General features: G+C 62.2%; 27 protein-coding genes. 9 read left to right on the forward strand and 18 right to left on the reverse strand.

Annotation, left to right across the window (positions count from 1 at the left end):
• The 4 genes from ACW2Q0_RS23980 to ACW2Q0_RS23995 all read left to right on the forward strand — a co-directional run.
• On the forward strand, window positions 1–839 hold an 839-nt coding region (locus ACW2Q0_RS23980; RefSeq protein ID WP_457193155.1), incomplete at its 5' end, for a hypothetical protein.
• 160 nt (window positions 840–999) lie between these two features.
• Window positions 1,000–1,356: a hypothetical protein gene (locus ACW2Q0_RS23985; protein WP_457193156.1), complete on the forward strand. Its 357-nt coding sequence runs from the start codon at window positions 1,000–1,002 to the stop codon at window positions 1,354–1,356.
• 742 nt (window positions 1,357–2,098) lie between these two features.
• Window positions 2,099–2,359, forward strand: coding sequence for a type II toxin-antitoxin system Phd/YefM family antitoxin (locus tag ACW2Q0_RS23990; protein WP_457193157.1), 261 nt, complete (start codon window positions 2,099–2,101; stop codon window positions 2,357–2,359).
• Window positions 2,347–2,742 carry a PIN domain-containing protein gene (locus ACW2Q0_RS23995; RefSeq protein ID WP_457193158.1) on the forward strand — a complete coding sequence of 132 codons (396 nt, stop codon included), beginning with the start codon at window positions 2,347–2,349 and terminating at the stop codon, window positions 2,740–2,742. Before ACW2Q0_RS23990 ends, ACW2Q0_RS23995 begins: the two co-directional genes overlap by 13 nt.
• A gap of 175 nt (window positions 2,743–2,917) precedes the next feature.
• On the opposite strand, the gene ACW2Q0_RS24000 is transcribed toward ACW2Q0_RS23995, so the two are convergent.
• The 3 genes from ACW2Q0_RS24000 to ACW2Q0_RS24010 all read right to left on the reverse strand — a co-directional run bounded on the left by ACW2Q0_RS24000 (window position 2,918) and on the right by ACW2Q0_RS24010 (window position 4,542).
• The gene (locus tag ACW2Q0_RS24000) at window positions 2,918–3,367 is read right to left on the reverse strand and encodes a DUF4279 domain-containing protein (RefSeq protein ID WP_457193159.1); all 450 of its coding nucleotides are present in this window, start codon (window positions 3,365–3,367) and stop codon (window positions 2,918–2,920) included.
• Window positions 3,368–3,439: 72 nt separating this feature from the next.
• On the reverse strand, window positions 3,440–3,811 hold the full coding sequence (locus ACW2Q0_RS24005; RefSeq protein ID WP_457193242.1) for a DUF6188 family protein: 372 nt from the start codon (window positions 3,809–3,811) through the stop codon (window positions 3,440–3,442).
• Between the two features lie 47 nt (window positions 3,812–3,858).
• Window positions 3,859–4,542 (reverse strand): hypothetical protein, encoded by a 684-nt coding sequence (locus ACW2Q0_RS24010; RefSeq protein ID WP_457193160.1) that lies wholly within the window; start codon window positions 4,540–4,542, stop codon window positions 3,859–3,861.
• Window positions 4,543–4,670: 128 nt separating this feature from the next.
• Here ACW2Q0_RS24010 and ACW2Q0_RS24015 point away from each other — a divergent pair, with 128 nt between their 5' ends.
• Together ACW2Q0_RS24015 and ACW2Q0_RS24020 are read left to right on the forward strand one after the other, a co-directional pair.
• On the forward strand, window positions 4,671–5,195 hold the full coding sequence (locus tag ACW2Q0_RS24015) for a hypothetical protein (protein WP_457193161.1): 525 nt from the start codon (window positions 4,671–4,673) through the stop codon (window positions 5,193–5,195).
• Window positions 5,192–5,548 carry a DUF6086 family protein gene (locus tag ACW2Q0_RS24020; RefSeq protein WP_457193162.1) on the forward strand — a complete coding sequence of 119 codons (357 nt, stop codon included), beginning with the start codon at window positions 5,192–5,194 and terminating at the stop codon, window positions 5,546–5,548. Before ACW2Q0_RS24015 ends, ACW2Q0_RS24020 begins: the two co-directional genes overlap by 4 nt.
• Window positions 5,549–5,600: 52 nt before the next feature.
• Here the strand turns inward: ACW2Q0_RS24020 and ACW2Q0_RS24025 are convergent, their stop codons facing one another.
• The 10 genes from ACW2Q0_RS24025 to ACW2Q0_RS24070 form a co-directional block, all read right to left on the reverse strand.
• Window positions 5,601–5,921, reverse strand: coding sequence for a transposase (locus tag ACW2Q0_RS24025; protein ID WP_457193163.1), 321 nt, complete (start codon window positions 5,919–5,921; stop codon window positions 5,601–5,603).
• Window positions 5,922–6,091: 170 nt separating this feature from the next.
• Window positions 6,092–6,397, reverse strand: a complete 306-nt coding sequence (locus ACW2Q0_RS24030) for a hypothetical protein (protein WP_457193164.1) — start codon at window positions 6,395–6,397, stop codon at window positions 6,092–6,094.
• Window positions 6,394–6,741: a hypothetical protein gene (locus ACW2Q0_RS24035; protein ID WP_457193165.1), complete on the reverse strand. Its 348-nt coding sequence runs from the start codon at window positions 6,739–6,741 to the stop codon at window positions 6,394–6,396. Before ACW2Q0_RS24035 ends, ACW2Q0_RS24030 begins: the two co-directional genes overlap by 4 nt.
• A 731-nt stretch (window positions 6,742–7,472) precedes the next feature.
• The gene (locus ACW2Q0_RS24040; RefSeq protein ID WP_457193166.1) at window positions 7,473–8,786 is read right to left on the reverse strand and encodes a hypothetical protein; all 1,314 of its coding nucleotides are present in this window, start codon (window positions 8,784–8,786) and stop codon (window positions 7,473–7,475) included.
• A 5-nt stretch (window positions 8,787–8,791) separates the two neighbouring features.
• Window positions 8,792–9,091 carry a WXG100 family type VII secretion target gene (locus tag ACW2Q0_RS24045; protein WP_457193167.1) on the reverse strand — a complete coding sequence of 100 codons (300 nt, stop codon included), beginning with the start codon at window positions 9,089–9,091 and terminating at the stop codon, window positions 8,792–8,794.
• Window positions 9,088–9,426 carry a WXG100 family type VII secretion target gene (locus ACW2Q0_RS24050; RefSeq protein WP_457193168.1) on the reverse strand — a complete coding sequence of 113 codons (339 nt, stop codon included), beginning with the start codon at window positions 9,424–9,426 and terminating at the stop codon, window positions 9,088–9,090. Before ACW2Q0_RS24050 ends, ACW2Q0_RS24045 begins: the two co-directional genes overlap by 4 nt.
• 309 nt (window positions 9,427–9,735) lie before the next feature.
• Window positions 9,736–10,020 (reverse strand): hypothetical protein, encoded by a 285-nt coding sequence (locus ACW2Q0_RS24055; protein ID WP_457193169.1) that lies wholly within the window; start codon window positions 10,018–10,020, stop codon window positions 9,736–9,738.
• Between the two features lie 295 nt (window positions 10,021–10,315).
• Window positions 10,316–10,909 carry a DUF3558 domain-containing protein gene (locus tag ACW2Q0_RS24060; protein ID WP_457193170.1) on the reverse strand — a complete coding sequence of 198 codons (594 nt, stop codon included), beginning with the start codon at window positions 10,907–10,909 and terminating at the stop codon, window positions 10,316–10,318.
• Window positions 10,910–11,216: 307 nt separating this feature from the next.
• Window positions 11,217–11,423: a DUF397 domain-containing protein gene (locus ACW2Q0_RS24065; RefSeq protein ID WP_457193171.1), complete on the reverse strand. Its 207-nt coding sequence runs from the start codon at window positions 11,421–11,423 to the stop codon at window positions 11,217–11,219.
• A complete protein-coding gene (locus ACW2Q0_RS24070) occupies window positions 11,420–12,310 on the reverse strand; it encodes a helix-turn-helix domain-containing protein (RefSeq protein ID WP_457193172.1) in 891 nt (296 codons plus the stop codon). The genes ACW2Q0_RS24065 and ACW2Q0_RS24070 overlap by 4 nt, the downstream gene beginning before the upstream one ends.
• Before the next feature lie 284 nt (window positions 12,311–12,594).
• Here ACW2Q0_RS24070 and ACW2Q0_RS24075 point away from each other — a divergent pair, with 284 nt between their 5' ends.
• Entirely contained in the window at window positions 12,595–12,741 is a 147-nt protein-coding gene (locus ACW2Q0_RS24075; RefSeq protein WP_457193173.1) for a hypothetical protein, read from the forward strand.
• Between the two features lie 598 nt (window positions 12,742–13,339).
• Window positions 13,340–13,651: a hypothetical protein gene (locus ACW2Q0_RS24080; protein WP_457193174.1), complete on the forward strand. Its 312-nt coding sequence runs from the start codon at window positions 13,340–13,342 to the stop codon at window positions 13,649–13,651.
• Between the two features lie 157 nt (window positions 13,652–13,808).
• Here the strand turns inward: ACW2Q0_RS24080 and ACW2Q0_RS24085 are convergent, their stop codons facing one another.
• Genes ACW2Q0_RS24085 through ACW2Q0_RS24100 form a run of 4 tightly spaced genes read right to left on the reverse strand, consistent with a single transcriptional unit; the run spans window position 13,809 to window position 21,826 of the window.
• Entirely contained in the window at window positions 13,809–15,044 is a 1,236-nt protein-coding gene (locus tag ACW2Q0_RS24085; protein WP_457193175.1) for a TIGR02679 domain-containing protein, read from the reverse strand.
• Window positions 15,041–19,168 carry a TIGR02680 family protein gene (locus ACW2Q0_RS24090; protein ID WP_457193176.1) on the reverse strand — a complete coding sequence of 1,376 codons (4,128 nt, stop codon included), beginning with the start codon at window positions 19,166–19,168 and terminating at the stop codon, window positions 15,041–15,043. The genes ACW2Q0_RS24085 and ACW2Q0_RS24090 overlap by 4 nt, the downstream gene beginning before the upstream one ends.
• Window positions 19,169–19,178: 10 nt before the next feature.
• Window positions 19,179–20,333 carry a TIGR02678 family protein gene (locus ACW2Q0_RS24095; RefSeq protein ID WP_457193177.1) on the reverse strand — a complete coding sequence of 385 codons (1,155 nt, stop codon included), beginning with the start codon at window positions 20,331–20,333 and terminating at the stop codon, window positions 19,179–19,181.
• Window positions 20,330–21,826, reverse strand: a complete 1,497-nt coding sequence (locus ACW2Q0_RS24100) for a DUF2397 domain-containing protein (RefSeq protein WP_457193178.1) — start codon at window positions 21,824–21,826, stop codon at window positions 20,330–20,332. The genes ACW2Q0_RS24095 and ACW2Q0_RS24100 overlap by 4 nt, the downstream gene beginning before the upstream one ends.
• Before the next feature lie 345 nt (window positions 21,827–22,171).
• Between ACW2Q0_RS24100 and ACW2Q0_RS24105 the strand changes: the two genes are divergently transcribed.
• Window positions 22,172–23,353 carry a Fic family protein gene (locus ACW2Q0_RS24105; RefSeq protein WP_457193179.1) on the forward strand — a complete coding sequence of 394 codons (1,182 nt, stop codon included), beginning with the start codon at window positions 22,172–22,174 and terminating at the stop codon, window positions 23,351–23,353.
• A 741-nt stretch (window positions 23,354–24,094) separates the two neighbouring features.
• On the opposite strand, the gene ACW2Q0_RS24110 is transcribed toward ACW2Q0_RS24105, so the two are convergent.
• Complete coding sequence (locus tag ACW2Q0_RS24110; protein ID WP_457193180.1) at window positions 24,095–25,834, reverse strand: Isoniazid-inducible protein iniA; 1,740 nt, start codon at window positions 25,832–25,834, stop codon at window positions 24,095–24,097.
• Between the last annotated feature and the right edge of the window lie 56 nt (window positions 25,835–25,890).

Raw genomic sequence — 25,890 nt, forward strand, 5'->3', positions numbered from 1 at the left:
CCCCGGTCGAGGCGCTGATTCTGCCGGTCGGCGACGTGTTTGGTGGCGCGAACTGGGCACTGGCCGACACCGGCTGGACGGTCGTGTCGCTGATGGTCCGTGCTCGCCCCTCCGTGACCTATGGTGCACTGGGCCTGTCCTGGCTTGTCTCGGCGGCCACGCTGCTGCTACACAGCTCCACGAGCGAAAACCTGATCAGGCTCGCCTATCTCCTGGCGAGCATTGCGGTGATGCAAACATTGGCGATCACGTTCCTCACCTCGATCCGACGGGCGACAACGACCGCCGAGGCCCTCGCGGAAGAACACGCCGAACTCGCACGCCGACGAGCCGTTCACTTGGCATTGACACGTCGATTTCAGCGTCGAAACGAACAGATCATGGCGCGCGTAACGCCGCTCCTGCAGGCCTTCGCCGCCCGGAGAGTTTCACCGAAAGACCCTGCAGTGCAAGCTACTTGCCTTACGGAAGCATCGCGGCTGCGTCGGCTATTCGTCCTGGCCGATGTCCTTGACCATCCCGTCCTGCGCCAACTTCATCCCGATATCGAATCCGCAGAGCACCGGGGCGTCGCCGTCGATATCGACGTCGCGCCCGAACTCCCCGACGTCGCCGACCCGCACCATCTGGTGGTCGGGCCCCGAATCGTCTTGTCCACCAGCACGTCCAATGCCCGGCTGGTGGTATCGGCGAACGAATCCGATGTCACAGTCAGCATCGTCGGCGACGAACCCACCCGGGCACGCCAGCAGCTGGACCGTCTCGACGAGATCAGCCACCTCACGGTGCTCGACACCGACGACCAGATCTGGGTTCAGGTCCGCGCGCCACGACTGTGAGCTGCTGATCACAGTGCAGTGGTGTCGAACAGAGGATGTCGGGTCAACACCCGACAGACATTTCCGCCGAGTGGGGCGACCATAAGCGCATGTGCACAATCGAGGCGGCTGAATCCTTCGCCCTGTTCCAAGGCCCTGCGATACGGTGCCGGGAAACGATATGACCAGCAAATCCAAGCGGGAAGCAGAAAAGGAACTCACCCAGGCCGTCCGGCAATTTCTCGTTGAGGAACGAGCCGGATCGCTCTTCGACGACGAGGTACGGGCGAGCGTGCTTCAACACTTCGCCGGTGCGGTCATCGCGACAGGAGGAGACCCGATCGATATTATTCACCGCTGTCGGCGAATCGCTCGCAATCTATTCGTCGAGGATAGTATCGGTCAAATTATCACGATTGTGGCACTGGAATATCCGGATGTTCACAACGATCATATCGCGGCGACTGCGAAGCGCGGCCGCACATCGATCGGTGCGACTTTGCGGGACTCGATAAATCTCATCACGCGAGGATGGTGAATGATGCTTACCGTATTTTTCTGCGCGGTCATATATCTTCTGATAGGGACCTTCGTAGCCAATAACAACTACCAGAAACGACACGGCCTTCGGGTTCGCATGTTCATAAATGCGAATCCTTTTAATATCGCCATGTCGATCATGCCTCGTGCGTTCATTTGGCCACTGCTGCTGACGGTGCCTGGAATGGCGAACCCAGAGCCGTGCACTCATCAAAGGCACATAGAGGCCCGGCGTCAAGGAGTGCGTTTCATCGAAGACATATGAGGTATCGATTGGAAATGCTGCTCATTGCTCGACACTACCGTACGCGCACGCCTCGACCGACGCATAGAAACGCGTCGGAATTGGACACAAAAGGAGAGAATTAAATGGCCCAGTCCGAGCAGGATGTCCGTAACGCAATCGCTCGTGTCAAAAACTCACCGGCGAATGCGAGCAAGGAAGACTGGAAGGTGGTAAACGATTTTGCGTGCATAGCTGGCACGCTCGGAAATCTCGCACGTGAGGCAATCAAAGGTCGCTGAGTCCGCAGGGCTCCGGCAAAGTCGTGATGTGAGGGTTCGACCTGCGGGTTCGATCGTTGTCGTGGGCGGGCTCGGCAACGTCGTAGATGATCTTGGTTCCTACACCGGATCATCTGATGGCGTCGACGCTGCGACGGCTGAAGAATGAGGGGATGCCTTCGCACCGCCGGCCAAGAAAGTTCAGAATATCTGAGTTGATCTGATATTCTGAAATCATGAACCTTGTGTCCGCGTCGGAAGCTTCCCGTAACTTCGCCGACCTCCTCAGTCGTGCCGAGCGAGGCGAAACTGTGGTGATTACTCGGGGTGGCCGACGACTGGCGGTAATAGGCCCGGCGCCGGTGGCGAACGGGGCGCAGATCCATGAGGCGCTGAGCGGCTGGCGTGAGCGGTACCCGGACGATGATGCCTCGTTCGAGACCGATGTTTTGGGTGTCCGTGATCTGCTGCGGGCGGACGATCCGTGGCACGAGTAATTCTCGACACCTGCCTCTTGATCGCGGTCGAACGTGGGCAAGCCGCGCTCGACGAGCTGATCCGGCCCGATGACGACGCGGTGATCGCGGCAGTCACCGCGGCTGAGTTGTTGACCGGGGTCGAGCGGGCCGGCACCGAGCCGATACGACAGCGCCGGCAGGACTTCGTCGACGCGATACTCGCGACCGTCCCGGTCGAGGATTACACGCTGGAGGCGGCTAGAGCGCATGCGCGCCTGCTGGCCTACGTCCAGCGTGAGGGTAGGCCACGGGGCGCGCACGATCTACTCATAGCGGCCACCTCGGTGGTCACGGCGCGCATGCTCCGATCCACCGACGGAAAGGCCAAGTTCGGCGATCTCCCCGGCGTCCACGTCGCATAGGTTCCAGTGTCGACATCGAAGGCAGGCGGGTGAGGTGTCGAGGGCCCGCGCGCACAGTATTTCGACCGGCAGAGCGGGCTGCGGCCCGGCGCAGCCTGGTTGCCTCGAAGCGTTCGGCCGCCCCCCGGACACGTCGAACTCGACTATGTCGGCTCGCTGGAGAACGCCGCCAAAGTCATTGCGACACTGCATCGTGGCGAGAAGCGCCTGGTGTTCTGTGCCTCACGCCGACAGGTCGAGGAGCTGGGTGCGGCCCTTCGAACACGACAGGCCAGGGTCCTCCTCTCCCACGCGTCACTGTCGATCGACGAACGGACAAGAGCCGAACTCGAACCGAGAAGGCAGCCTGTGCGAACAATTGCATCGACTCCACAACCGAGCGAAACCTCGCCGAAACCGGCTCCAGCACCGACAACAGCTTGCTCAATTTCTCATCGATATGAATTGCCTGGTGATCAGCAACGACCAAGGACCACGAATCTTCATTGAACTCTAGAGCAGGGTCCCACCACGGGGTTGCTCCGACCCTCGTAGTGCAAGTTGGCCGCAATTCAACCGACCGCGTGAACTCCTCGGGCTCGAACAAGCCGGTGACTACCAGGGTACTTCGGATTGTTGTCGACATAGGACCTCATTATCTTCCTCGTCATAAGCGCTATTGAGCACTGGCGGCCACTGCACGCACGCGAGCGGCCGATCAGTCGGCCGTCCAAGTCGCCAGTTCGCCATGCGGCATACATACGACCCGATAGCCCTTCGGACCCACGAGTGTCCATGCTTCGTATTCATCATCTGGCGGGACCACGAGCCGGTTCCCGGAGTCCAGGTCAATTATCAGAGTCCCTGAAGAATTCACGACGGCGGAAGTAATCGTGCCTCGAAGCTCGGATTCGAGATCGAACTGCGAACCACCCCCGCCCGCGAGATGAACAGTCCTTCGGTCGCCTCGGCTGGATTCGATCGCCATGTCTCCCTCGATCTGAAGTTCGAATCCGCCGACAGTTGTTATCCCGACCATGTACTCGCTCGCTGCAACGGAGAGGCGCTGCCCAGTAATCGGTAAATCCATTGCGGCCTTATCGAGCGCGGCCAAGGCGCTGTCGAATTTCCTGCTGCCTATCGATGGCCCAGCTGTCCCGGGTACTGCGCGGGCTGCGGATATGGCACCGGCTGCGCCGCTGCCGGGAACTGCCCGTTCATCGGGGCGCCCGGTATGTGGTGTACGGCAGGGTGAATAGGCTGCCAGGTGGCTGGCATCGGCTGCGCCGGGTACGGCTGGCCTAGGTACTGGACGGCGTTCTGTGCCGGGTCGGCGGCGATCCAGCGCTGAGTCGACGGCACCAATGCCACAATTATTGTGGCAATGGGGAACACGAAGCCGATGGAACCAGCGAGTGTCCCGGTAATACCCGACGCGCCTCCGATCAGGGTGACGCCGAACATGACTACCGCCCAGGCGATTCCGAACACAATCGCCGAAGCGCAGCCCGCGACGATCAGTAACCGCCCGGCCGCCCTGCGACGGAACAATGACACTGCTCCGGTCCCAAGCAGCGTCCCGGCAAGCACTGCGACCACCCCGGTGCCCAGCACATAAGTCGGATACCACGTGAAGGCCAACTGGCGGAGTTCGTGTGACTGCAAGAGGCCCAGCACGATATTCATCAAGCCGACCAGCAGCTGCACTACGGCGCCGATCGCCGCGAGCACCCCGGTGGCAATCGCCGTCCCACCCTTAGGTTTCGGTGTCGGCACCTGCGAATACAGGTACTGACCACCATGGTACTGCGGATAACTCATAGCCCCGCCCTCTCGTCTATACCCGCCGAACGGCCATCGTCGGCAAGGATACGCGACGATGTGTACGCCACTCAGCCTGTACTGCAGCTGATTACGTCGGTCTGCGATGCCGCATCGCAGCCTCAGCGTTGGCCGGCCCTAGCAACACATTCCTCACCGCGCTTAGCGGCTTCACCTTCACCACGGCCGTCCTGACGACGGGCGGACTACCAACCATTGCCGGACTGCCGATACTGGTCACTGCAACGGATCCCAAGAAGGACGTCACGTTCACTGATCCGCGCCGACCGAACCTTGGCAGCGACGGAAAATACCACGTGAAGGACGGGGATCGAGAGGTACAGATTGACGATCCGAACGATACTTCCAGAACTATTACGGATATCGACGAAGTCAAGGATGGCGCCCTCTGGGAGGAGAAGTCCGCCACGAATGCCGCCGATGTCGATAAATGGACTGCAAAGCAGGTGGAAAAGAAGCTAGGCTCCTACCTCGAGGCTCGCCAGTATATCGATGGCTATGAGCAGGCCCCCATCGGACTCCAGTTCACCACCCCTGGCGCCGATCCAGAGTTCCGGTCAGCGGTAGAGGCAGCAGTTGAGAGCATGCGTACCAAAAATCCCGGCGTCCAGATTCTAGTAGAGTGGGCATGATGAGCTACGTATTCGATGTCGATGACCAGACGGTATGGAGTCCGGCATTACGAGTGGGCGAACTGTTCGTACGTATACATACCGACGTTTGCTCGGTTTTGAACATGGCGACCGGCATAACGGCGATCGCCAACGATATGTACGAGATAGATCTCGAAATCTTCGAGAAGACCACGCTGGCAATTTTTAACGAATACATCTCGTCCCAAAACGCCGCTTTCAAGGCAATGCTGGGCGCAACACTGGGGCCTGCTGTGAATATCCTCAACTACTGTAAGCGTCCGCTGACGCCAAGATCGAATGAAGAAGGTGCTTTCATCTCATGGGCAACCAGCCTTGGCATGCCGAGATAGTGCTGGACTTATCCCTCCACAACGTTTTCGTGGCAGGGGTATTGACTCGGAACTAAATGGTTGAAGCGTAAACGGTGTGTGGGGCATGGAAGTAGCCGCGGACATGGCCGGGCAGCTTCTGGATACGCCGGAAGAACGACAGCACCGCCAGGTGCATCTGGTCCCGGTCGATGATGATCTGGTCGGCCAGGGTGCGTTTGAGGTCGGCGTTGACCAGTTCGTCGGGGTTGAGGTGCGGGGCGTATCCCGGGAGGTAGTGCAACTCGATCCGGTCGCGGTGGGTGTCCATCCACGCTGTGGTCGCTTTCGCGCGGTGGACCGGGTGCCGGTCTGGTGTCGAAGCCGCCGGCGAAGACGGTGAACCGCACGTCACCGCGCGTGGAGATCGCCGACATCGCGTTGAGCGAGAACCGCTTTCCCGTCCGCGCCACGGTCGGGGTGTGTCCGACCCGGCCCCTGTGCGCCCGAGTGGCGCTTTTCCAAGGCATGTCTCGATTGACGATTACCCGGCCGCCATTGATCTTCGCAGGATACGGGTAGCTGCTATGTGAAGATTGCCGCCATTGCGAGGCCGATGAGAAAACCGATGATGCACAACAGAAATCCGGCGAATGCGGCCAGTAGTCCGGCGCCTGCTCGGCGGGTGCTGTCACTGAGTGGAAGGCCGGCGGCGCTGATGGCGATAAGTAGGCCACCGGCGATGGGTGGTCCGGTTATGAACCAGATCGCGTCGCGGGAGACTAGTCCGGTGTAGGGCAACGAGATAGAGACCATGCCGATGACCACGGCGATGAACGACTCGGGGCCGAACCAGTCCTGCCGTGCATATTTCGACGGCAGGCCGTTCATATGTTCACCATCCAGACAAGCACGAGGAGCAGACCAGGTATCACAGTGCCGATGGCCGCACCGAGGGTCCGCGGTGTTCCCCGCCGGACAAGTAATCCCACCGCCGCGAGCATTACGGACGTCACGATGGCGAACACCAGATGCTTGGGCACCTCGAACGTTGGATGCGCCGCGTCCGCCAAGCCGATCACCAAACCGAACAGCATCACGGTCGTCGCCGACGCGACCGGCACTGCCACCGTTGCCGCTTGCCAGAAGACAGAGTTCGATATCCGGCCATGCGCGAAGGCGCCATCACGTTGTTTCACTAGCGCACGACCACGACTGACGGCGGATTGCTCCAACTACCCAGCATCGTCGGCTTACTCCGCTCACCACAATTCATTACCCTATTTCATTGATCATAGCGCCGAAATCATATCTCACAATAATCTGCCGCCATTGCTCGACAGGAATGGGCTCGAACTATGGCTCGGAGCCTAGACATATTTGTTGTCGACACATACCATAGTGGTGCCGTAAAAATATCGGCCGCTGACCGAGCCTCGGGTCAATCGTTGATATCGTCTGAGTCGTAGTTTATTTCGAGGTCGGCTGGCCGAGATGGCCACGGGGGTGCCTGAATTCTGGCTCCTGACCATTTGTCTATGGTCACAACCGGATAATCTGACTGATTTGCGATACCTGATCGGTTCCAAATGAGAATATCGCCCCAGAAAACTTCAGCTGGTATCTCGGGGTACCGATCGGACACAAACATGTTCCACCCATTTCGGAAGCCGATTCGCAAGCTGCCGGACTTGAAGAATACTGGCGATACAATTGGCGCCGTAAGAGTCCGTTCGATTTCGGATTTCGACCAGTACGTGATCGCATGACGGCCGGGATCGTCTTCGGCAAGTGATCGTGGTGAGAGTTCGGTACCGTATCCGGCAGCTATCCGGAATCCGGAATCGAGCTGGAATTCGAATCCATCGGCCCGCCATTCCATATTGACAACGCAGCTTCCACGTAAAGGTTGGATTATCCACCTGTCGTCGTACTCTTCAATCTCCGAGTTCACATCTACCCTCCGTCATTTTTCCAGCGCGTCGCGGATATTTCCAATACTATCGTCTGACGCGGTGCCGTCCGGCTTCTTCACGTATACGTCACCGGATTCCAGATCGACTACAACATCTGGATTCTTATTCGCACCATCCCCGCGCCACGCCCCGTAAGCCTTGATTCTGTGGATGGCTTCTTTGACATCTTTTGCTGGCACGCCGTAGTAACTGGCGATCTTGTTGATCTTCGTTGTCTGCGAGGCCGAGGTAAACGCGCCGCTAGGGCTGTTTGGATTGATGTCATCCGAATCGGCCTCATTGATGAGTACCTTCATCGTGATAATGGCGCCGAGTTTGATGGCGATATCGGCGAGGCTGGGTACTTTGTCGAACGCGGTGACTGTGAAGGCTGTGGTTCCGGCGACTGCGGCCGCGGTGCCGACTATTTTGATGATTTTGCTGGCATCGTAGGTGCTTTTGAGCACTCTGGCGGTGTTGCCGGCGATCGTGACGACGCCGACGCCAGCCGCGACGTCGCTGAGGGCAGCGGTGATCCAGGAGGCCGCGATGCCGATGACGACAGTGGTTCCGGCTGCTATCAGGGCGTTGGTGACCGCGTCCCGGAATTTGTCACGGATTTCGGAGGTAGCAGCGCTGTATTCCCCGACCGGTTTGGCGAGGCTCAGGGATGCCGACGCGAGTTGGGTGGCGCCGCTGTTGAGAGTGGTGAGGTGGCCGAGGAGGGGTTCGAGGCCCTTCTTGTCCTGGATGTCGCTGAAGAGGTTGGTGATCTCGGTGATCCGGGATGCTGCATCGGTGATGGTTTTGTGTTCGGCGAACGTTTTCCATGTCGATGCGGCCTTGGCGAGCTCGTCTTTGTTGCCGTTGGGCAGCTTGCTTCCGAACTCTTCCTGGATCTTCCCAACCAGGGCGTCGTAGAAGCCGGGGACACTGCCCCTTCCCTCGGTGACACCGTCGCCGTTGTTGCCTACCGAAGTCGGAATGGTGACCTTGTACTCCGACATGGCCGTCACGGTGGGCGGGTCCGGCATCGGGTTGGAGTTATTGGAAAGTGCCCAGTTGTGTCCGGCGGCGTAGAGCATGGTGCCGAAGTTGGTGAGGGCGTCGGCCAGGTTCGTGCAGGTCTGCATCGTTTCCTGGGCGACGCGGTCGTAGGTCTTGCCCCATTGTTCGCAGCCTGCGGTGTTACCGGCCATGCCCGCGCATTCACCTTTGACCGCGTCGTGAACCGGTTTGTCGGCGGTGCGGAGGTCGGTGGCCAGGGCGTGGCATTTCTTGCCGGCCTCGTAGTAGGTCTGCCAGTCGATAACCAGTACACCCATGTGTCTTATCCCTGGGAGAACATTTTGTAGTTGGTGTCGTGGGCGGTGGTGTAGCGAGCGTGGGCCACCTTGGCCGCGTCGCTCACATCCTTGACACCCTCGACGAATTCCCTTGCCCCAGTGACCCATTGAGCATGCGCATCGGCATATGCCTGCGCGGCAACGCCTTCCCACCCACTGCCGACCAGGGTGGAGACCCGGTGGTCGATCTCATCGAGATGCTCGCCGATGAACCCGGCCAAACCCGACAGACGGACCACGATCTCATCGAGATGGTCCAGGTCGACCGAAAACTGAGAGTTCATGGCAGATCCAAACTCGAAGTATTCAATGGGGCGGCGTTGCTCTCATCTCCCGCCCGGTAGGTGTCGGCGGTGACGCCCAGCTTCTCCGCCATACCGGTCAGAGCGGTCATGATCTGGACACCGCCGTCACGCACTTCAGTCCAGCCCTCAGAGAATTCCGCGGCCGCATCCCCGGTCCAGCTGCCATCGGTCAGCGACGCGACGTCCTTCGCCGCGGAGTCCAACGCCGCGCGCAGTGCCTCGGCCAACTCGTAGACGTATGTGCCGACCTCGCGCACCTTCTCAGGCACCACCGCGAGGTTGTGGCCAGAGGCTGGTGTCCCCCCATCACTCATGACGCGAATCCTAACCGATGCCCGTTGGGGTAGCGATAGAGCGAAGTGGTAGACCTTGGACGCCGGGCGTATAGGTCAGCATTTCGCCTTCGACAGCTGGCTTGTTTGGGTCGCCCGCATCGAATTCCACAGTGTGGCTGTGGATCTCGACATTCGGTGGGCCAAATGCCATCATGCACGGATTTGTCTCTCCTGTGCGGGCTGCGAACTCCTGTGCCGCTCGTACATCGTCGGCTGCTGCGGTGGTAGGTCACCGTCCGGGCGTCACTGATCGCGCTGGCCGGCGCGACCCCGGATGATTCGAATCATTTATTTCGAAGCGCCGACGGCTGGAGGCGAAATGACGCCCAGTTGGTTCGGGGTACCGATCTGGCTGGGTTCCTTATTCGCCATCAACTCGTTGTAGCGAGCGGCGAATTTTTGATCCTGCTCGACGTATTTCTGAGCGATTGTGCGGTGGAGGGTTTGGATGTCATCGACGATCTGGTAATGCTGCTGGAGGATGTCGTAAACGTTGTTGTCCGAGTCCGTGGCCGGGTTGACGATCTTGGCCTTGCCACGGAAGCGAGCGACCAGCGTGGCGGCCGAAGTCATGCTGTCCGTTGTCTCCCCGAGACCCCAGTTCTTTCGGTCCGAGATAGATTGCGCGATCCGTTGAAGGTTTTTTTATCTCTTCCTTGAAGGCTTCGCAGTCGCGTTCGATGTAGACGAACTCGTCTGCGTTGACCCGCACTTCGTCGCTGAAGCTGACGGTCAACTTGCCGTCCTGAGCTTCTTTGATTGCGCTGGCCAGCGGCCCCGCTGATGATGGTGTCGTCGTATCGCTACTCATCGTCGGTATCCCTCCCCAGGGGTTTCCGGCCGGGATCGACCGGAAGTCGGTACGAGTTTAGAGGGTGGCGGGTATCGCTGGAACGATCTGCTCCGCCAGACGCTCAGCGATGTCGCACGAGTGCTGGGAGGCAGTAAGTTTGGCCGAACGCGGATTGATGATACTGACCTCGAGGCTTCCGCCCTTCATCTCGACGCTCAAAATGCAATGCTCCTTCAAATCGTTCTGCTCGCTCGGACCATAGGTAAGTGCAGCCCGCCCGGCGACCGTGAACTCCTTGTCGACCGTGAAGTCTTTGTTGGCTCGCACCATCGCCAAAGTGATATTGGTGGTGTCGATCGAGCCTGCGTATCCGTCTCCGCCAGCCTGAACCCAGCCGCAGCCGCGCCACTTGATGCCGCCGGGCCTATCTGTGTTGTCAGCCCCCTTGTTTTTCAGCTTCTCCGACTGAATGAGAGTCTGCGGGAGGTCTTTACACGCATCGAAACCTGCCGGCACATCCGCCGCGATGGTCGGTGTCGCCGACGCATTGTTCGTATCGCCTTTCGACTCTCCACCGGAATTGCACGCCGCAATCAGCATGATCAGCGTCGCACCGAGAACCACACTCCGGACCACCCCACTCCAGCCTGCCATCTCATCCTCCCGCACCGGTACCGTCCCAGACCTGGGGCCGGACCGGCTTCCCCGCCCCACGAAGCTCGTCTTGACCGTACCGGCCGGTTCACCACCACGCAAAGGCGTTGGTGGTCCCGCAGAGCGGGTTCTACAGAGCCGCGCACGCAGACAATGATGATGCTGGATGTGACGCCGAGGTTCCTTTCGGATGTCGCCATCGTCAGCCGCACCGAGGCACGTCCACCCACCGTCGCCGACGCGCGAGCGTCGACCTCCAAGAAAGAGACCCCAGGCAACGAAAACGCCTGGGGTTCATTCGGTTTCGTGTTTCAACCGCCGATCAAGCGCGATCGAACTCGCCTTCCTTGACCCCCGCCGCAAAGGCATCCCACTCCGCGGGACCGAAAACCAGCGCCGGACCGCCGCGATCCTTGGAGTCGCGCACGCCAACCATGCCCCCGTTGAGGTGTGCAACTTCCACGCAGGCCTGGGCGTCCTGGCTACGGCTGGACTTGAACCACTTCGCCCCGGATAGGTCGATGCTCACCCTTCGTACTCCCTTGCTATCTGGGCCACCAGTTCCCTGGATTTCTCCTCATCCAACGCGACACGGCGGATCCCCGCAAGCCCGGAACGATACTGGCGAATCTCCGGCTCACGTTCCAGGTAGAGGGCGCCCGTGTACCCATCCACGTACACCACCGGGGGCTCCGACAAGTAGGCGGTCGGATGTTCGGGGAACTCCAGCAAGACGAAGCTCCCCACCTGCAGGCCGATATGCATTCCGGCGCTGAGCGGCACGACGCGAACCGATACGTTAGGCATTTGCGTCGCCTCCTCGAGGTGGCGGAGCTGGCGGCCCATGACCGCCGGACCGCCGATGGGGTACCGCAACGCCGACTCGCACAACAGCGCATGCACAGTAAAGTTCTGGCTATCTTTCCGAAGCCGCTCTTGCCGCCGGATCGTCAGCTCTATGTTGCGCTCCACCTCGGTCGGACTGGCCTGCGGCCGCAGCGCCCAGACACCGGCGCGTCGGTAATCGGCAGTCTGGAGGAGACCCGGCATCAGTGTGAGCTGAAAGGTCGTAAGCTCGCGGGCATACTCTTCCAGGCCGATGAACAGGGCGAAGAATTCTGGAATGACATCCTCGTACGGGTGCCACCAGTTCTTCTGCTCGGCCAGCTCCACCAGACCGACAAGGACCTTCATCTCGTCCGATGCCGCTCCGTACAGCTGGCAGAGCGCTTGCACATAGATCTCTTTCAGCTTCGGTCCCTGTTGTCCGGTTTCGATCCGCCACAACGTCTGCGCCGATACCCGAATGGCCTGCGCCGCAACCTTCGGCGGTGTGCCCGATCCTTCCCGCAACCGCTTCAGCGCTCGGCCGAGCATACGACGCGGCAGAGTGGAACCCGTTGAACCAATGGACATTCCTTAGCCTCGCTATCGGGTGATGTCGATTTGGAATCAGTTTGCCCCTCGCCGTGGAATTTTGGAGCAAACCCGGTCAATTCACGTTCTGAAATCTTCCACAACGCTGCTGAGAAGCGTACTACTGGAATCACCCCGGTAGCCGGGATGTACCACTTCCTCAGTGAATCACTATGTCGCACAGGCCGTTTCGGCCTCGGCTACCGGGTATTCCAGACACCCACACCCACGTTCGGAGTCTTCGTATGCATGGCCTGCCCGTAACGAACCACAACGAATTGCCCGTGATGACAATCGAATACGCCCACGCGGTGATGCAGGCCCATCTGGACTGCGCGGCGTCGATGTGCCCGGTCAAGGCGCAGGCGAAGAAGCGGCTGATCGATGCCGGGCGGATGGTCCCGGCTGATGTTCCGCACCAAGGGTTCTGAGATGGCCGTCGATCGCATCGAGCACCGGTATCCGAGCCAGGCGATGGCACCGGCGCAGATGCATCGGGAGATCGCCCGCGAGCTACACGCGGCTGCTGGACCCGCCTGATCGAGACGAGACATCCGCACGCCACCGATTCGCCCGCCGACTGCCCGGCCTGCACCAGCCCCGCTGTCTGACAACAGATCTTCGAAACCGGACAACCAAAGCCGAGCAGCCCGGTCGGTGGCGACCGCTCCTCGGCGGCGGTGCTTGCCAATACGCGATCAGGAGGAACAGCACGAAATGAGCCCGGACATGGATATCTGCCAGCAGTACACGCCATGGCGATCGACATCCGCCGATGCCGACGAGAGAAAGCCGAAAGCCGCCCGCCTCGAACGGACCAATGGGCCGGCGCGCGTGATCGAGACTCGTTGTCACGCCGGGCGGCTGGACTGTCGCTATTTCGTTGATCCCAAGCCACCGGCAACGCCCGGCCCCCGAGATGCAGACCTTGCTGGATGTCTTGGATGGGCTGACCGACCCCGGCGCGGATGCCGCGGCACTCGCTGCACGGCTTACACCGACACCCGCACCCCGTGATGCAAGGCAGCGATGAGGTCGCGTCCGACCGCGCTGGGCTGGATAGACCCGGTGGTCGCCGGAAATCCGGAATGGGGTGCCGCGCAGGTGCGGCGGCTGGCACGGCGACTCGGCTACGCCCTGGTGTGGCCGCCGCAGATCACGCTGGTGCCGCTGCTCGACCAGGTTCGGAGTGCGGATGTGGATGCGGTGATCATGCCGTCGCCGCTACATCTGGATGTACTGATGTTGAATGCGGTGATGTGTGTCGCCGACGTCGAAACTGTCACTCCACGAATGTCTTTCGCTCGGTGGACCGCGTTCTCGTCGGGGAGACGGGGATGAGTTGGAGCACGGCTGGGCTGGTGCTGGCGGCTGGAGTGCCGTTGGCGGTGTTGGTGTGAGCGCTGTGCGTCTGAAACGTCATCGCTACGCCTCCGGGTCTAGATGTGCCTCGGAGGCCACAGATCTCATCGCCAACCGCGTCTCTTGCGGAACAACGTCAGGTTTTGTCCCACAGGTCACCCAGCAGATCCTCCATGACCGATTCCTCGTGGACGGCCTGGCCGACGCGTTCCATTTCTTGTTGCAGACCGGGTTCCCACGGCGTTGTCACGGGACGACCGCTGAGCGGGATACGGGGGATGCCTGCGGATACTGCGCACAGATAGTCCTCGGCGCCCATCCGCCAGGGTTCGGCACCGGCAGCGATGAGGCGGCCGGTGATCGCCACGCCGGGCCAGTCGAAGTCTCCGTGGTATCGGAGGCTGACTCGTTCGGCCAGAAGCTGTCCGGCTGACGATGGGTTTCCGCTGAAACATACTGCGGGCCGATCGATTCCGGATTCAGCGATACGCTGCAGCACCTGAGGGTTTTCACATCCGCTGACGATCGTGGTGGCGGCAACCAGCTCGTGCGGTGCGATTGTCAGCTCAGCCAAGGTCAGGTGGCTGATCAGACCCAGATCCGCACGAGCTTGCATCATCCGGGACCAAGGGTCGTTGCCTGGCGGTCGGAACCCCCAGGTGAGGACCGTCCCCGAGATCCTGTCCACCGACACACCGACCTGTTCCCACAGTTCGATCCGATCGCGGGGTGTCTCGGGATCCGCGGTATCGAGTGCGAAACCCAAGCCCCGCACAGCAATCCGTCCGGCGAGCTGATCCGGGTCGAGCGCGTGCGCGGTGCCGCCGACAGTATTCGCCAGCTCACCGAGCATTCGCCGGGTCCGCGGATCGGCCAACACGATCGCGAGTGCCTTTGCCGCAATGTCGAATTCGGCTACGGCACGACTGCCACCGCGAACCAGCAGCGTGGACTGATGCAACCATTCGACCCATGACCGCGCCCACTCGGACGCGCCGAAACCGTTGCCGGACAATGACCTTTCGACATCATCCCACAGTTGCTGCAACGTACCGCCACGCGCCAGCCGCTCCGACGGCCGATCTCGCAGCGGACCGCCGGTGAGTTGAGCGACGATCGGGACCAACCCACTGCGGGCAGCGCTGTTCCGTAGCGCCTCGTCGAGTTCGTGCAGTCTCAGGCGTCGGCGGCCGACTTCTATGCGCTGTCCGAGAAGACCTGAGAGCCGTTGTGCGGCACCATCATCCAGGTCGACGGTGACCGTCCCCGCGATCTTGTGCCCGGTGATCTCCAACCGTTTGCGTACCCGGATCCACAGGTCCGCCAAGGCTGGGTCAGCCAGGTATTGCCGAGTCTTCTCCGGCATGGTCATACGGGTCGCACCACCTGCATGAAGGTCTTCTTCCGCCCATTCCATTGGATCCAGGTGGGGATCACCGCGCTGCCACCGATCCTGCGGATCTCGTAGATGTCGAGTGCAGGCACCTCCGGTACCGTCCCCCACAGCGCGTGCCCGGTCATCACGAAATCGATGTCGAGGCGCACCAACAACCCCATCAGCTCACCGATTGCCCGCTCGTCGACCTTGGCGAAGGCGTCATCGAGCAGAACCAAACGCAGTGCTTGATCACTGGCCGGCAGACCCGACAAGAATCCGTCAGCGGCGGCAAACAACGTCACATAAGACACGAATCGCGTTTCACCTTGGGATATCTTGGCGCGCTTGGAGATTCGACGACGTTGATTGGGCTCAGGCCCGACAATGGTGACCTCGACAGAGTGCCACGCGCGATAGTCGAGGGCCGCCCGCAGATGCGCCGTGTAGCCGACCGACGAGTCGGCAGCGTGCAGCTGTTCGACACGGCGGCGGATCAGACCGACGAGCTCGTCATCGGCATCCGCGGAACGAACGGCGTCGTTGGTCTTGATGAGTCCGATCAGACGCTGCAACTCGGGGTCGGCGGTGTCGAGGGACCAGGCGATCGACACACCGATGCCATGACTGGTCCGGCTACCGGAGAGGCTGGTATCCATCGCTTTCATCAGCGCATCGGATTGCTCGACCCGGCGACGCAGCTCATCGGCGACACCACCGAGAACGAACTCGGTGAACACTTGCCGCTCCCGCTCGGACAACGCGGCCCGGCCCTGCTCGTCACGACGGATCAGGTAATCCAGCACCGCTGTGCAATCGTGATGCTCCTGCGCCCCCTCGATGTGCACGAGGTAGACATCCGATTCGACATGGTGGGTGACATCGAGCTGCCCGCTTACGCCGATCTCGAAACGCCGCAGGGCAGCGATCAGCTGATTGAGTCCGACCGGCTTCGACACCTTCCACGTAGTTCGGGCCGTGTGAATCACCCGGCGGACGCGCTCCCGATCCGTGGTATCCGCGATCCGCTCCACCATGGCCTCCGAAGCTGCAGCGGCCAAGCCTGGCAACCGGAGGCAGGTATCGAAAGCAACTCCAGCAGTGCGCAACTCATCGATACAGGACCGCACCTTCGCATCGGCGAGGTCGCGATCATGTTCGGCCAAAGCGAAGTTCGAGATGAGACCGGTTTGCTCACGACCGAGCTCACCGAGCTTGTTCTTGGTGTTTGTATAGGCTCTTTTGCTGCGTCCGAGCTCTTCGTGAAGCTGCTGCACCGAAAGATCCAGCGCCGCATGGCGAGCGGCGACGTCGTTGGCTTCCTGCACCCAATCTCGGCGCCGAGCCTCCGCGGCAAGCTCCGCGCCCTCCCGTCGAGTGCGTACCTCGGCGAATTGGTCAGGCACGCGGACAAGCCGGTCGGCCGCATCGGTCACCTCCCCGAACGCCTTTCGCAGCTCCCGGCAGGACTGCTCAGCACTTGTGCAAAGTTTCTCGATCGCCGCTAATTGATCGGCCGTAACGGGCAGACCCGCACTATCGCACTGCCTGCTGTGGGTCTGGAATTCTGTGCTCCACGCTTCCCGAGCGGTGGTTGCTGCGCGTTGTTGCGCGTGTGCCGTGGCTTCGGCATCAGCCGCGTCGCGTTCGGCGAGCCGAGCGGCCTGCCTCTGCAGATCGAGCTCGCGCGTACGTGGGGCAGTTGCCAGGTGTGTATCGAGTTCGGCACGGTGCCGGTTGATCTCGGCTTGTGCAGTTTCGCGATGCTTCGCCGCGGTAGCGAGATCATCGAGTCGGCTTTCGATCTGCGCGAGTTCCGCCGCACGGTTCGCGGCGCGCGCCGCAGCACCGATATGGAGCGCTGCTGGTTGCGTGTGGCGACCGGCTAGGACGCCGTTTCGCCAGCTGCCATCGAAGTCGACCGTGGTCCGACTGTCGAGATCGTGTAGGCCGACCCTGGCCAGAATCGAAGCGATCACGTCAGCCGGCACATCGGCTGCCGGATCGGGACGCAGTGCGCCCGATAACGGAGAGTGGGCGGGAATGTCGGCCGTGGTCAGCAGAATCTGCCCATCTTCGGCCTGAACCGTAGCGTCGAGGGCGACTGTCGCCGTGAGTAGGCCGGAAGCAAGAAGAGCGGCTTCGATTCCAGCGCGCTGCTCGGAGGTGAGATGTGGTTGGAAGTCGACTGCCGCCCACAGCGGGACTCCCGAGTGAACGTGATGCCATGAACTGGTCGGAGGTTCGGGGTCGTGCTCGGCCAGCAGGTCATTGCGACGCGCTACGAGCTCGGCGCGGTGGAGATCATCGGCTCGCTGTTCGTCCACCAGAGTACGGCTCCGGATAGCCAGATCCTCCCTGACCGGTATGGCAGCACGCTCAGGTGCGGCGTCGAGTTCGACCAGGACTTCGTCGGACTCGGAATCACCGCAGAGCGCTTCGAGGTCGACAGCCAGCACCTCCGATAGTGCCGCCGGCCACACTGCGCCCGGAATGATCCGTGTGGTCTCGGGCGACGAAACCCATTCCCGCCAGCGCCGATTCAGCGCGATAGCCAGTTCGTCACGCACCTGCGCGCTGATCGTCGCAGCAGCCCTGCGGGTTTCAGCGGTCTGTGCCGCCTGCTCGGCGCGACTCTCCTGATCCAGCACCCGATCCAACACGGTGTCGAGCCGGCGCGCCTCGGCTGTTCGACGCTCGACGAGGCGACCACGTTGGAGCGCCGCCTCCGCACAACGGCGCGCGGATTCAGTCGCATGCGACAGATCAGACGGCTCCAGCGTCCACGTAGGCAGGATCGGCCGAGTGATCGACACCGGCGGCCCGTCCAACGAATCCGTCACCACGGCCGTCACCGCACCGACCGTCGTCCGATCGAAACCGAGGGCGTCCGGCAGTTCACCAGCGGTCAGGCCGACGTCGGACAGCAGGTCCTTCGCGATACTCAACTGTGCCGACGTGGCACCGACCGTCGCCTCGACCGCGGCCACGCGCCGCTCGACGGACTCGACGAGCTGCTCCTCAGCCTTGCGCGCCTGATCTGCTCCGCCCAACGCCGTGTCGGCGAATGTGCGCAGCACCGCGACGTGCTCGTCCCGCAGTTTCAGGTCGTCGGCAGCGGCGAATTCGGGACGATCGCTGAGGATTTCGATAGCGCCCCGCAAGGTGTCCAGCTCCTCGGTGAGCTCGTCGATCGTCTTATCGACGGTGACCTTCTTCTCGGCAAGCTCGGCTGCCTCAGTGATCCGTGATTCATGAGCCCCAACAGCCGTGTCGACCGCGTCGAGCGCCGCTTCCAGGGAAGCAGCCCCGGCGGTAAGTGTCGTTGCGGCATACCGCCGGTACACGTCGTGGAATTCCCGCGTATGGTCCAGCGTTTCCGACAGTCGCTGTTGCGCCAGCCTGGTCTCGGACAGATCGTCGAGTCGGTCGCCGGCGGCTTCCAGCATCTGCTCACTCAGCGGAGGCAGCGCATCGGACAAAATCTGCGGCAGCTTGCCCTCATCGATGCGGTTACCGACATCCGGGGACCGCAAGGTATGCAGCAACTGCATGAGGCCGGTGAACCGGTCGCGACCCGATTCTCCATGCAGACCGAACACCTTCGTGCGGACGGCCTCCCGATGCTGCTCGGCATCGCCGAGCCGATGCGCCCCGATCAGCTCGGCGAGTTGATCACGGGCCAGTGGTTCCCGGTTGTCCGCGACAAGTTTCAGGTCGTGTCCGACGCGCCGCTCGGTGGTGAAGTAGTGGACTTCACTGCGCCTGGCGGAAGCGCTGTATCGAATGTGCGCACCGAGAGTGAGATGCTCGCCGGGGCAAGTCAGTTCGAGCCAGAGGTAGCCCATCCGATTCGTCTGGTTCCCGATACCGGTGTGCATGAGTTCGTCGAGGCTCACCTTTTGTGAGCCGGTCGCATCCATGCGGCGGCGGTCGGCGTCGAGTAGGAACGGCAAAAGCATCTCGAGCGCCCTCGACTTGCCGGAGCCGTTCGAGCCGCGCAGGATCAGACGGCCACCGGACAGCGTGAACTCGGTGTCGATGTAGTGCCAGACATTCACCATGCCCGCACGAGACAGCCGCCAGCGATTCTCGAAGTGCTTCGAACCCACGGTGGTCATCGAAATCTCCTCATTCGACAGTCAGCTGGGTGCCGCCGGATTTGGGCTGTGGCCGGTAGCGAGCGGCGGCGGCATTCAGCACGAGCGCCTCAGGTGTCGGCTCGGCCAACCGCAATGTCGTCAGCAGCGCCACGGTGTCGTCGCGCAATGCCCCTGGCGCATCGGCATATTCGGATCGCCAGGCGCGCCCGTATGCGCGAACCAGTTCGGCGAGTATAGAGTCGACCACCGGCCATGCGAATTCCATACTGCCGGTGTTGCCGTTGTCTGTCAGGTCGAGCAACGCGCCGATCAGGAGCAACGCGGCCTGTTTGACACTTCCCGTCCCCGGAAACTCGATATCCGACAACGAACCGGCCGGGTCGTATCCAAGAGCTCCCTCTGCTCGGACCTCGAGCACCAAACCGAATGCCTCACCCAGCATTCGAGTCAATTCGGATCGCTCACGAGACAGCACATCGAGCTCATCGGGATCGAGATCCGACCGCAGGACGACAGGCTCCTCGACCAATCGGCGACGCAGCCTGCGCCGAGGCGCGTCAGGTTGTGGGGTCAGCAGATCGCGGCGGTCAGCCCCTGAGCCGATCGACCGCGTCAGCAGGTGCGGTAATAGTGGGCGGCAGATCGTCAGCAGCGCCTCATCGGCCGACTCACCCCACTGTGCGACCGTGCCATCCACCTCGGTCAATACTCCCCATTCGAGAAGCACCGCCAGCGCGGCGACCAGCAGTCGACGATCAGCGATGCTGTCGGACAACGGGATCTCTTGCTGGGCTGCATCGGTGCGGATCTGGGTGACAAGCGCCGACAACAGGATCTGCTCGCCGACCCCCGGAGCCAACAGTGCGCCGCAGGCCAGTACGAGGAGCGTGTAGCCCCTGGCGCCGAATGGTGTCCCGTTGCGGCGATACACAACTCGCTCCGTGGCACTGTGTTCCGGCGGCAACTTGGCCAGCCGCGCGAAACTTGACTCCACCACAAGGTGGTATCCGACGTTGGTAGCGAACAGCTTTCGGAGGGCTACCGCATGCTTGCGGATAATCGCCATCGACTCAGGAGCTCGCGCGGTAGTGACGATCGGCGTTCGCAGCAGGATCCGCGCGGCCTCACGGACCTCGGCGCCATCCTGTCTGCTGGTGGCGAGAGTTCTATCCGAATTGGTCATTGGGCCTGCTCCCACAGAATTTCGTCGACCGGACTGCACCTGAGCTGATACCCGTGGACGACCAGGGATCCGTCGGTCGAGGTGACTGTCGTCGAACCTCCCGGTACTGCATGCAGAATCACGCCGAGATCCTGATTCGTGATGGACGCGGACACTGCCGGATCCGGTGCCGTCGCAAGCAGGCGGGCGAGTTCGTCGAGCAGCACGGTCCGGGCGTGTGGTGACAGGTGGGCGCCGTCGAGCTGCCCTGCGGCGGAGAGTTCAGCCGCCACCTGAGCATTGCGCTCCGCCTCAGCATGGACGGCGGCCTCGACTATCGCCCGGTCGGCGCTGATATCCGGGACCCGGGCCGAGCGCCCCTTCGCGGCCCGGGTACCTCTCTGCCGCAGCGAAACCGGCACATCGATGGGGTCCGCAGCCACCCAGGAAGTCATCGGTCCGACCCTGGGGTCGGGCTCTTCCGGCCCGAGTGACAGGTGCCGAGTCGACCAGGCCCCGAAAGCCGCGGTGAATATCCGATGGGCTTCGCGGTCACCGGACTGGTTGAGCCAACCCGCCAGTCGCAGCAGATCGGCACGCCGGGAAAAACCCGTCGAAGACGAGTGGAGCATCCGCTTGGCATTGACCAGCAGCTGGCCCAGCGCCTGACCGGCCGCAGCACGCAGCTGTGCCGGGCCCGAGTCCTGACCGGAACCGGTGTACCACTGCCGCAGTTGCTCCCAATCCGAACGGCTGCGACCGCCCGAACGTTCTACTGCCGCCAGGTCGCCCAGCTCGAGCCTTGGCACCGAATCCAGCACGGTCAGAATCGCATCCAGATTCTGCGACACCGATGTCAGCCTGTCAGCGATCAAGGGAGCATGCCGATTCACATCCGCGGTGATCAAGTCGACATAATCCAGCAGCAGCCCCTTGAACTGTGCGTACTCCGCGCCGTGCAGGTCGAAGCGACTCAACACACCGGCCAGGTACGCATAGAAGTCCGTGACGCTGGCGGTGAAGAGCCGCTGATTGTTGAAGATCGTCGTCACGATGCCAGCCAACCGGTCGGCCCGATCCGAAGACATCGGGAGCTGCATCGTGTTCATGACCTCTGACAGCGACTCAGCGATCTCGCCGAGGAGTTCCCTCGCAACCTCACGTGCTCCGTCAGCGGCTTCCATAATTTCCACCGCGCCGCGATGCACCCGGCCACCAAGACTCGACACTTGATACCTCGAACGCGCCCGCAGGTAGTCCTGCACAGTGGTCACCCGGGCATCGCGCAGCGAGGGCACCAAATTTCCCCACCGCACCAACTGTCGACACCGAGACTCGACGACATCCGCATCGAGCAGCAAGCCGTCGCGAGCAAGCTGCTCGGTCACAGTGGCCGCAGACATATCGGCCAGTAGCGACGCCGTGAATCTTGTCATGATGGCGATGTATTCGATTCGCTCATCCGCGGCGAGGTAGCGGAAGAGATCGAGATGCGCAGGTGTGGAGCTCGGCATGGCAACCTAGTTCAAGTGAGGCGCTGTCGGCGTCACAGTAGATCAGACCACCGACAGGCAACGGAAATTCAATTGTCGTTCAGCTCCGCCCGACACTGCTGGGCAGGCTGGCCCTTGGACACGGCGGCCGACCAGCCAGTGATGGCCAAGCGGCCCCAAGCAGCAGGTAACCATCCGGCGTACGGCGATATGGCCACCGACGTGTCTGGACAGGCAGCCGCACCGACCTCTGCGAGAGCTGCGCATCGCCTGCACCGAGGTCGCCGCTGCTCGGGGCCTCGATGGCTTACATTTCATCGCCAAAACCCAGTGAGAATATAAGTAAACCTACCGTAGGCTTACATAGTGCGCTCGGAAATGTTTGCAAACAGCCCTACAGGTGCTCTTGTACCGATCAGCGGAACGGATCCGCGATGGGGCGACTGGTCGCACGTAGCTTTTGTGCCCAATCCTCTCCCCAAGCTCACTCCCGGACTGAATGTGCCGACCTTCAATACCGTCGCCGAGGCACGGGCGGCGCTCGCCGCACTTGACGCTTCCGCCCGTCAACTACCCAGCCCGGCGCTGCTCCGACAGCCAGCGCTCCGTCAAGAGGCGCAGAGTACCTCCGCGTTGGAAGGAACCTTCGCGCCGCTGGAAGAAGTCCTGGGTGTGGATACCGATGAGCAGCCTGCCGACGCAGCAATGCGTGAGGTGGTCAACTACGTCATCGCCGCCGATCAGGCCTTTCAATGGGTAGGTGACGGTCGGCCGCTTACCGTGGGGATGCTCGAATCCCTGCAGGGGATCCTGGTCAGGGGCACCGCGGCCGACAACGGTCAAGCCGGACGAATCCGAACTTCCCAAGTGGTCATCGGAAGCCACCGTGGCGCCCGCGTACGCGATGCCCGCTTCATCCCGTCGCCACCCGGAATCGACTTCGAAGGGCGGGTTCGCGACTTCATCGAATGGGTCATGCAACCCAACGACGCCATCGACCCACTGGTCATGGCGGGGATGGCGCACTATCAGTTCGAGACGTTGCATCCCTTCAATGACGGGAACGGCCGCATCGGCCGTTTGCTCATTGTTCTGCAGCTGCACCGGTCCGGAATCCTTTCTGAACCCACGCTGACCGTGTCGCCATGGTTCGAGGCCAGGCGTGCCGAGTACTACGACAGGCTTCTCGCTGTCAGCGCGAGGGGCGACTGGGACGGATGGATCAGGTTCTTCGCCGACGGGGTCGCGGCCTCGGCGGACGCCACCGCTACACAGCTCACGGATCTGATCCGCGTACAGAATGACCTGAAGGCTCGGGTGCGTGCGGCCGGGCTCCGGGCAGAGAACGCGATGCGATTGGTCGATTACGCGCTCGCACAGCCGATCTTCACTGTCCGCAATGTCCAACGACACCTCAACGTCACCTACACCCGGGCCAATGCACTCGTCGGGCAACTCGTCGAGGCCGGCACCCTTCGCCAACACGGAGACAGCTCCTACGGTCGGCGCTTTACCGCGCCTGACGTGCTCGCCATCCTGCTTCGCTGACAACTCGTCTCACCTCGAGTCACCGACCTATGAGCACGCACTCACCGCTGCGCCCGAGTCTCCACGCCGACGCCGGTTGTCACCACAGTCACGGTTGCGTCCGAGCTGCACACGATCGGACACGGCCCAGAACAGTGTCCGCAATGTCATGGCGAATTCATCGACGCCGGACCGAATCTCGAGGTGCCAAGGAAAGTCGACAACGCAGGTTGGCGAGCGCTCGCAACGGTCCTCGAATCCGGACTGAACTTCTACGGCGGCTGTTGCGGCACTGGTCCCGGCTACCGGCCCCGTACCTCCCGTGAGGTTCGTGAGCGACGGATGCTTGCCGAACGCACAGGTATATCGATCGCCGAGGCATTGGCCACGCCTAATCCCTGATCGGTTGTCCGACAGCCCTTTTCGTCCTGCGATTCCACCTACGCCCACAGCCGCACGCCGTCATGGCATTCCGCGCCCCGATAGCAGTAAGGTGTCGCTTGCAAGGCGCACGGGAGGGGAGGTTCTTGATTATGCAGTACAGCAATGCGATTCGGGGCTGGCGTGGCTGAGTTCAGCGTTGATCTGTCCAGTGTCGCCGGATTCGCATTGGATCTCCAGGACCTGGTGACGAACTTTTAGTCGAATTACTGCGCACGGTGTTCTAGGAAGTAATCTGCGCTCGAGTAGCTACCGCAGCGCACGATCGAGGTAGTTCGATGGCTCGAGCTGCTGCCCGCCGCTGTGGGCACATTCGTGTTGTCAACCAACGGCGACGACATCGGCGGGCGCCGACTCCAGCAGACCGGCCGCGCGAACACGGATGCGCTGCAGGCATTCCAGGTCCGCGGCGACCGTGGCGAGTTGGTCGCGGCGGTCGGCCTCGTGACGGTCGACGGTGTGCGCGGCGGCGGCGATGGCGTCGTCTGCCTGCTGGCTGTGCGCATCCGCGACGTCGGTGAAGTGGTCGCGCAACGTGCGCTGCACCTCACGCAGCCGCTGCTTGGATTCCTTGCCGACCTGGAGGGAGACCTCGTCCATCAGCTTGCCGACGGCGATCCTTGCTTCCAGCTGCCGGCGCTGCTTCACCGATTTGAAGTCCTCCCACACCGTATGCGCGCCCAGCAGCAGACCGGCCGCGATCGACCACGGGTTCACCAGCGCCAAGCCGACCAGCGTGGTAACCACGCCGATCATGAGCACGCCGCTGTAGGAGCCGCGCAGCGCGTTGACCGCCCGCTGCGCCACTGAGCCCTTGGCGCTGTCGAGTTCCTCCAGCTGCCCGTAGCCTCCGAGCACCGACCGAGTGTCGGCGATGCGGATGCGCGGCACCGCGTGCCGTTCCTCGTCTCCGAACTTCACCGCGACGGTGCCCGCCAACTCTATTGAAAGACGTTGCGCCAGTTGGAAGTTCTCACCGACCTCGCTGGCGATGCGGTCGTTCAGCCAGGCACCGAACCGCGCCCAGCGCTTGGCCGGATCCGATTTCGCGATGTCCTGCTCGGCCTCGCGGATCAGGGCGCGCAGCCGGTTGCGCAGATCGTGCTCGACGGCCACGTTGAGTTCGGTGACGCCGTCGCCGAGCGCGTACTGCCAGTTGGAGGTCCGCTTGCGCAGTGCCACGGCGGCCTGGCGGGCCTGCTCCAGATGCGCGCGGGCGGCCATGCCCAGCTGAGGGTCCTGCAGCCGGGACAGTTCCGCATTCAGCGCCAGTGTCACTTGATCCGACACCACCCGGACGTCGTGGATCACCGATTCGCGAGCGACCACGTCGGAGCGAGCCAGTAGATAGTCCCGGATGTAGTCGATCAGCTGCGGGATGCCGGATTCGACGATCCGATCCGGGTTGCCGCCGCGGTGCCCGGACCGGTGCAGTTCGGTGGACACCGGCAGCAGCGGCAGGTCGAGGCCCGCCTCGGTGAGCAGCTTGCGGTTGGCCCGCTGGACGTCGCCCCATCGCGGGTTGGTGTCGATCTTGTTGATCACGCCGGCCACCACCGGGCACACCTGCTGGATCTGCTGCAGATGTCGGATCTCCGCGAGGGTGTACTCGCGCTCGGCGTCGGACACGAACAGCACCGCGTCGGCGGTCGCGAGCAAGTCGGAGCGGGACTCGATCGCGGTGCGGCCGGGCGCGTCGACGAGGACCACACCGTCGGCGAGCAGTTGCGCCGGCGCGGTCACCGTCACCTGGTCGCCGCGCCGGGCGGTCGTGCGGAATGCCTCGCCGTACTCGATCACGGTCGGCGTCTGCGTGCGTTGCCCGACGGGGCAGACGTCGGCGGCCACCAGGGCGTTGACGATCGAGCTGAGCCCCTTGCGGGATTCGCCGGTCACGACGATGCGCAGGTGATTGTCGCTGATGCGGCGGCGGGCCGTGGTGAGCCGTCGGGCGAGGTCGGCGCGGCCGACGGTCTCGGTCACCGACTGCAGTTCGGTGAGAATTTCGGTCATCGAGGCGGTCACCTCGGACACTTCGGCGACCAGTACAGGCGTGCTCACGGTGAAAGAAGTACCTCTCTGATGTCTCGGACCCCGCCGGATCGCGACGGGGTCCG

This window comes from Nocardia citri (genome assembly GCF_054065835.1).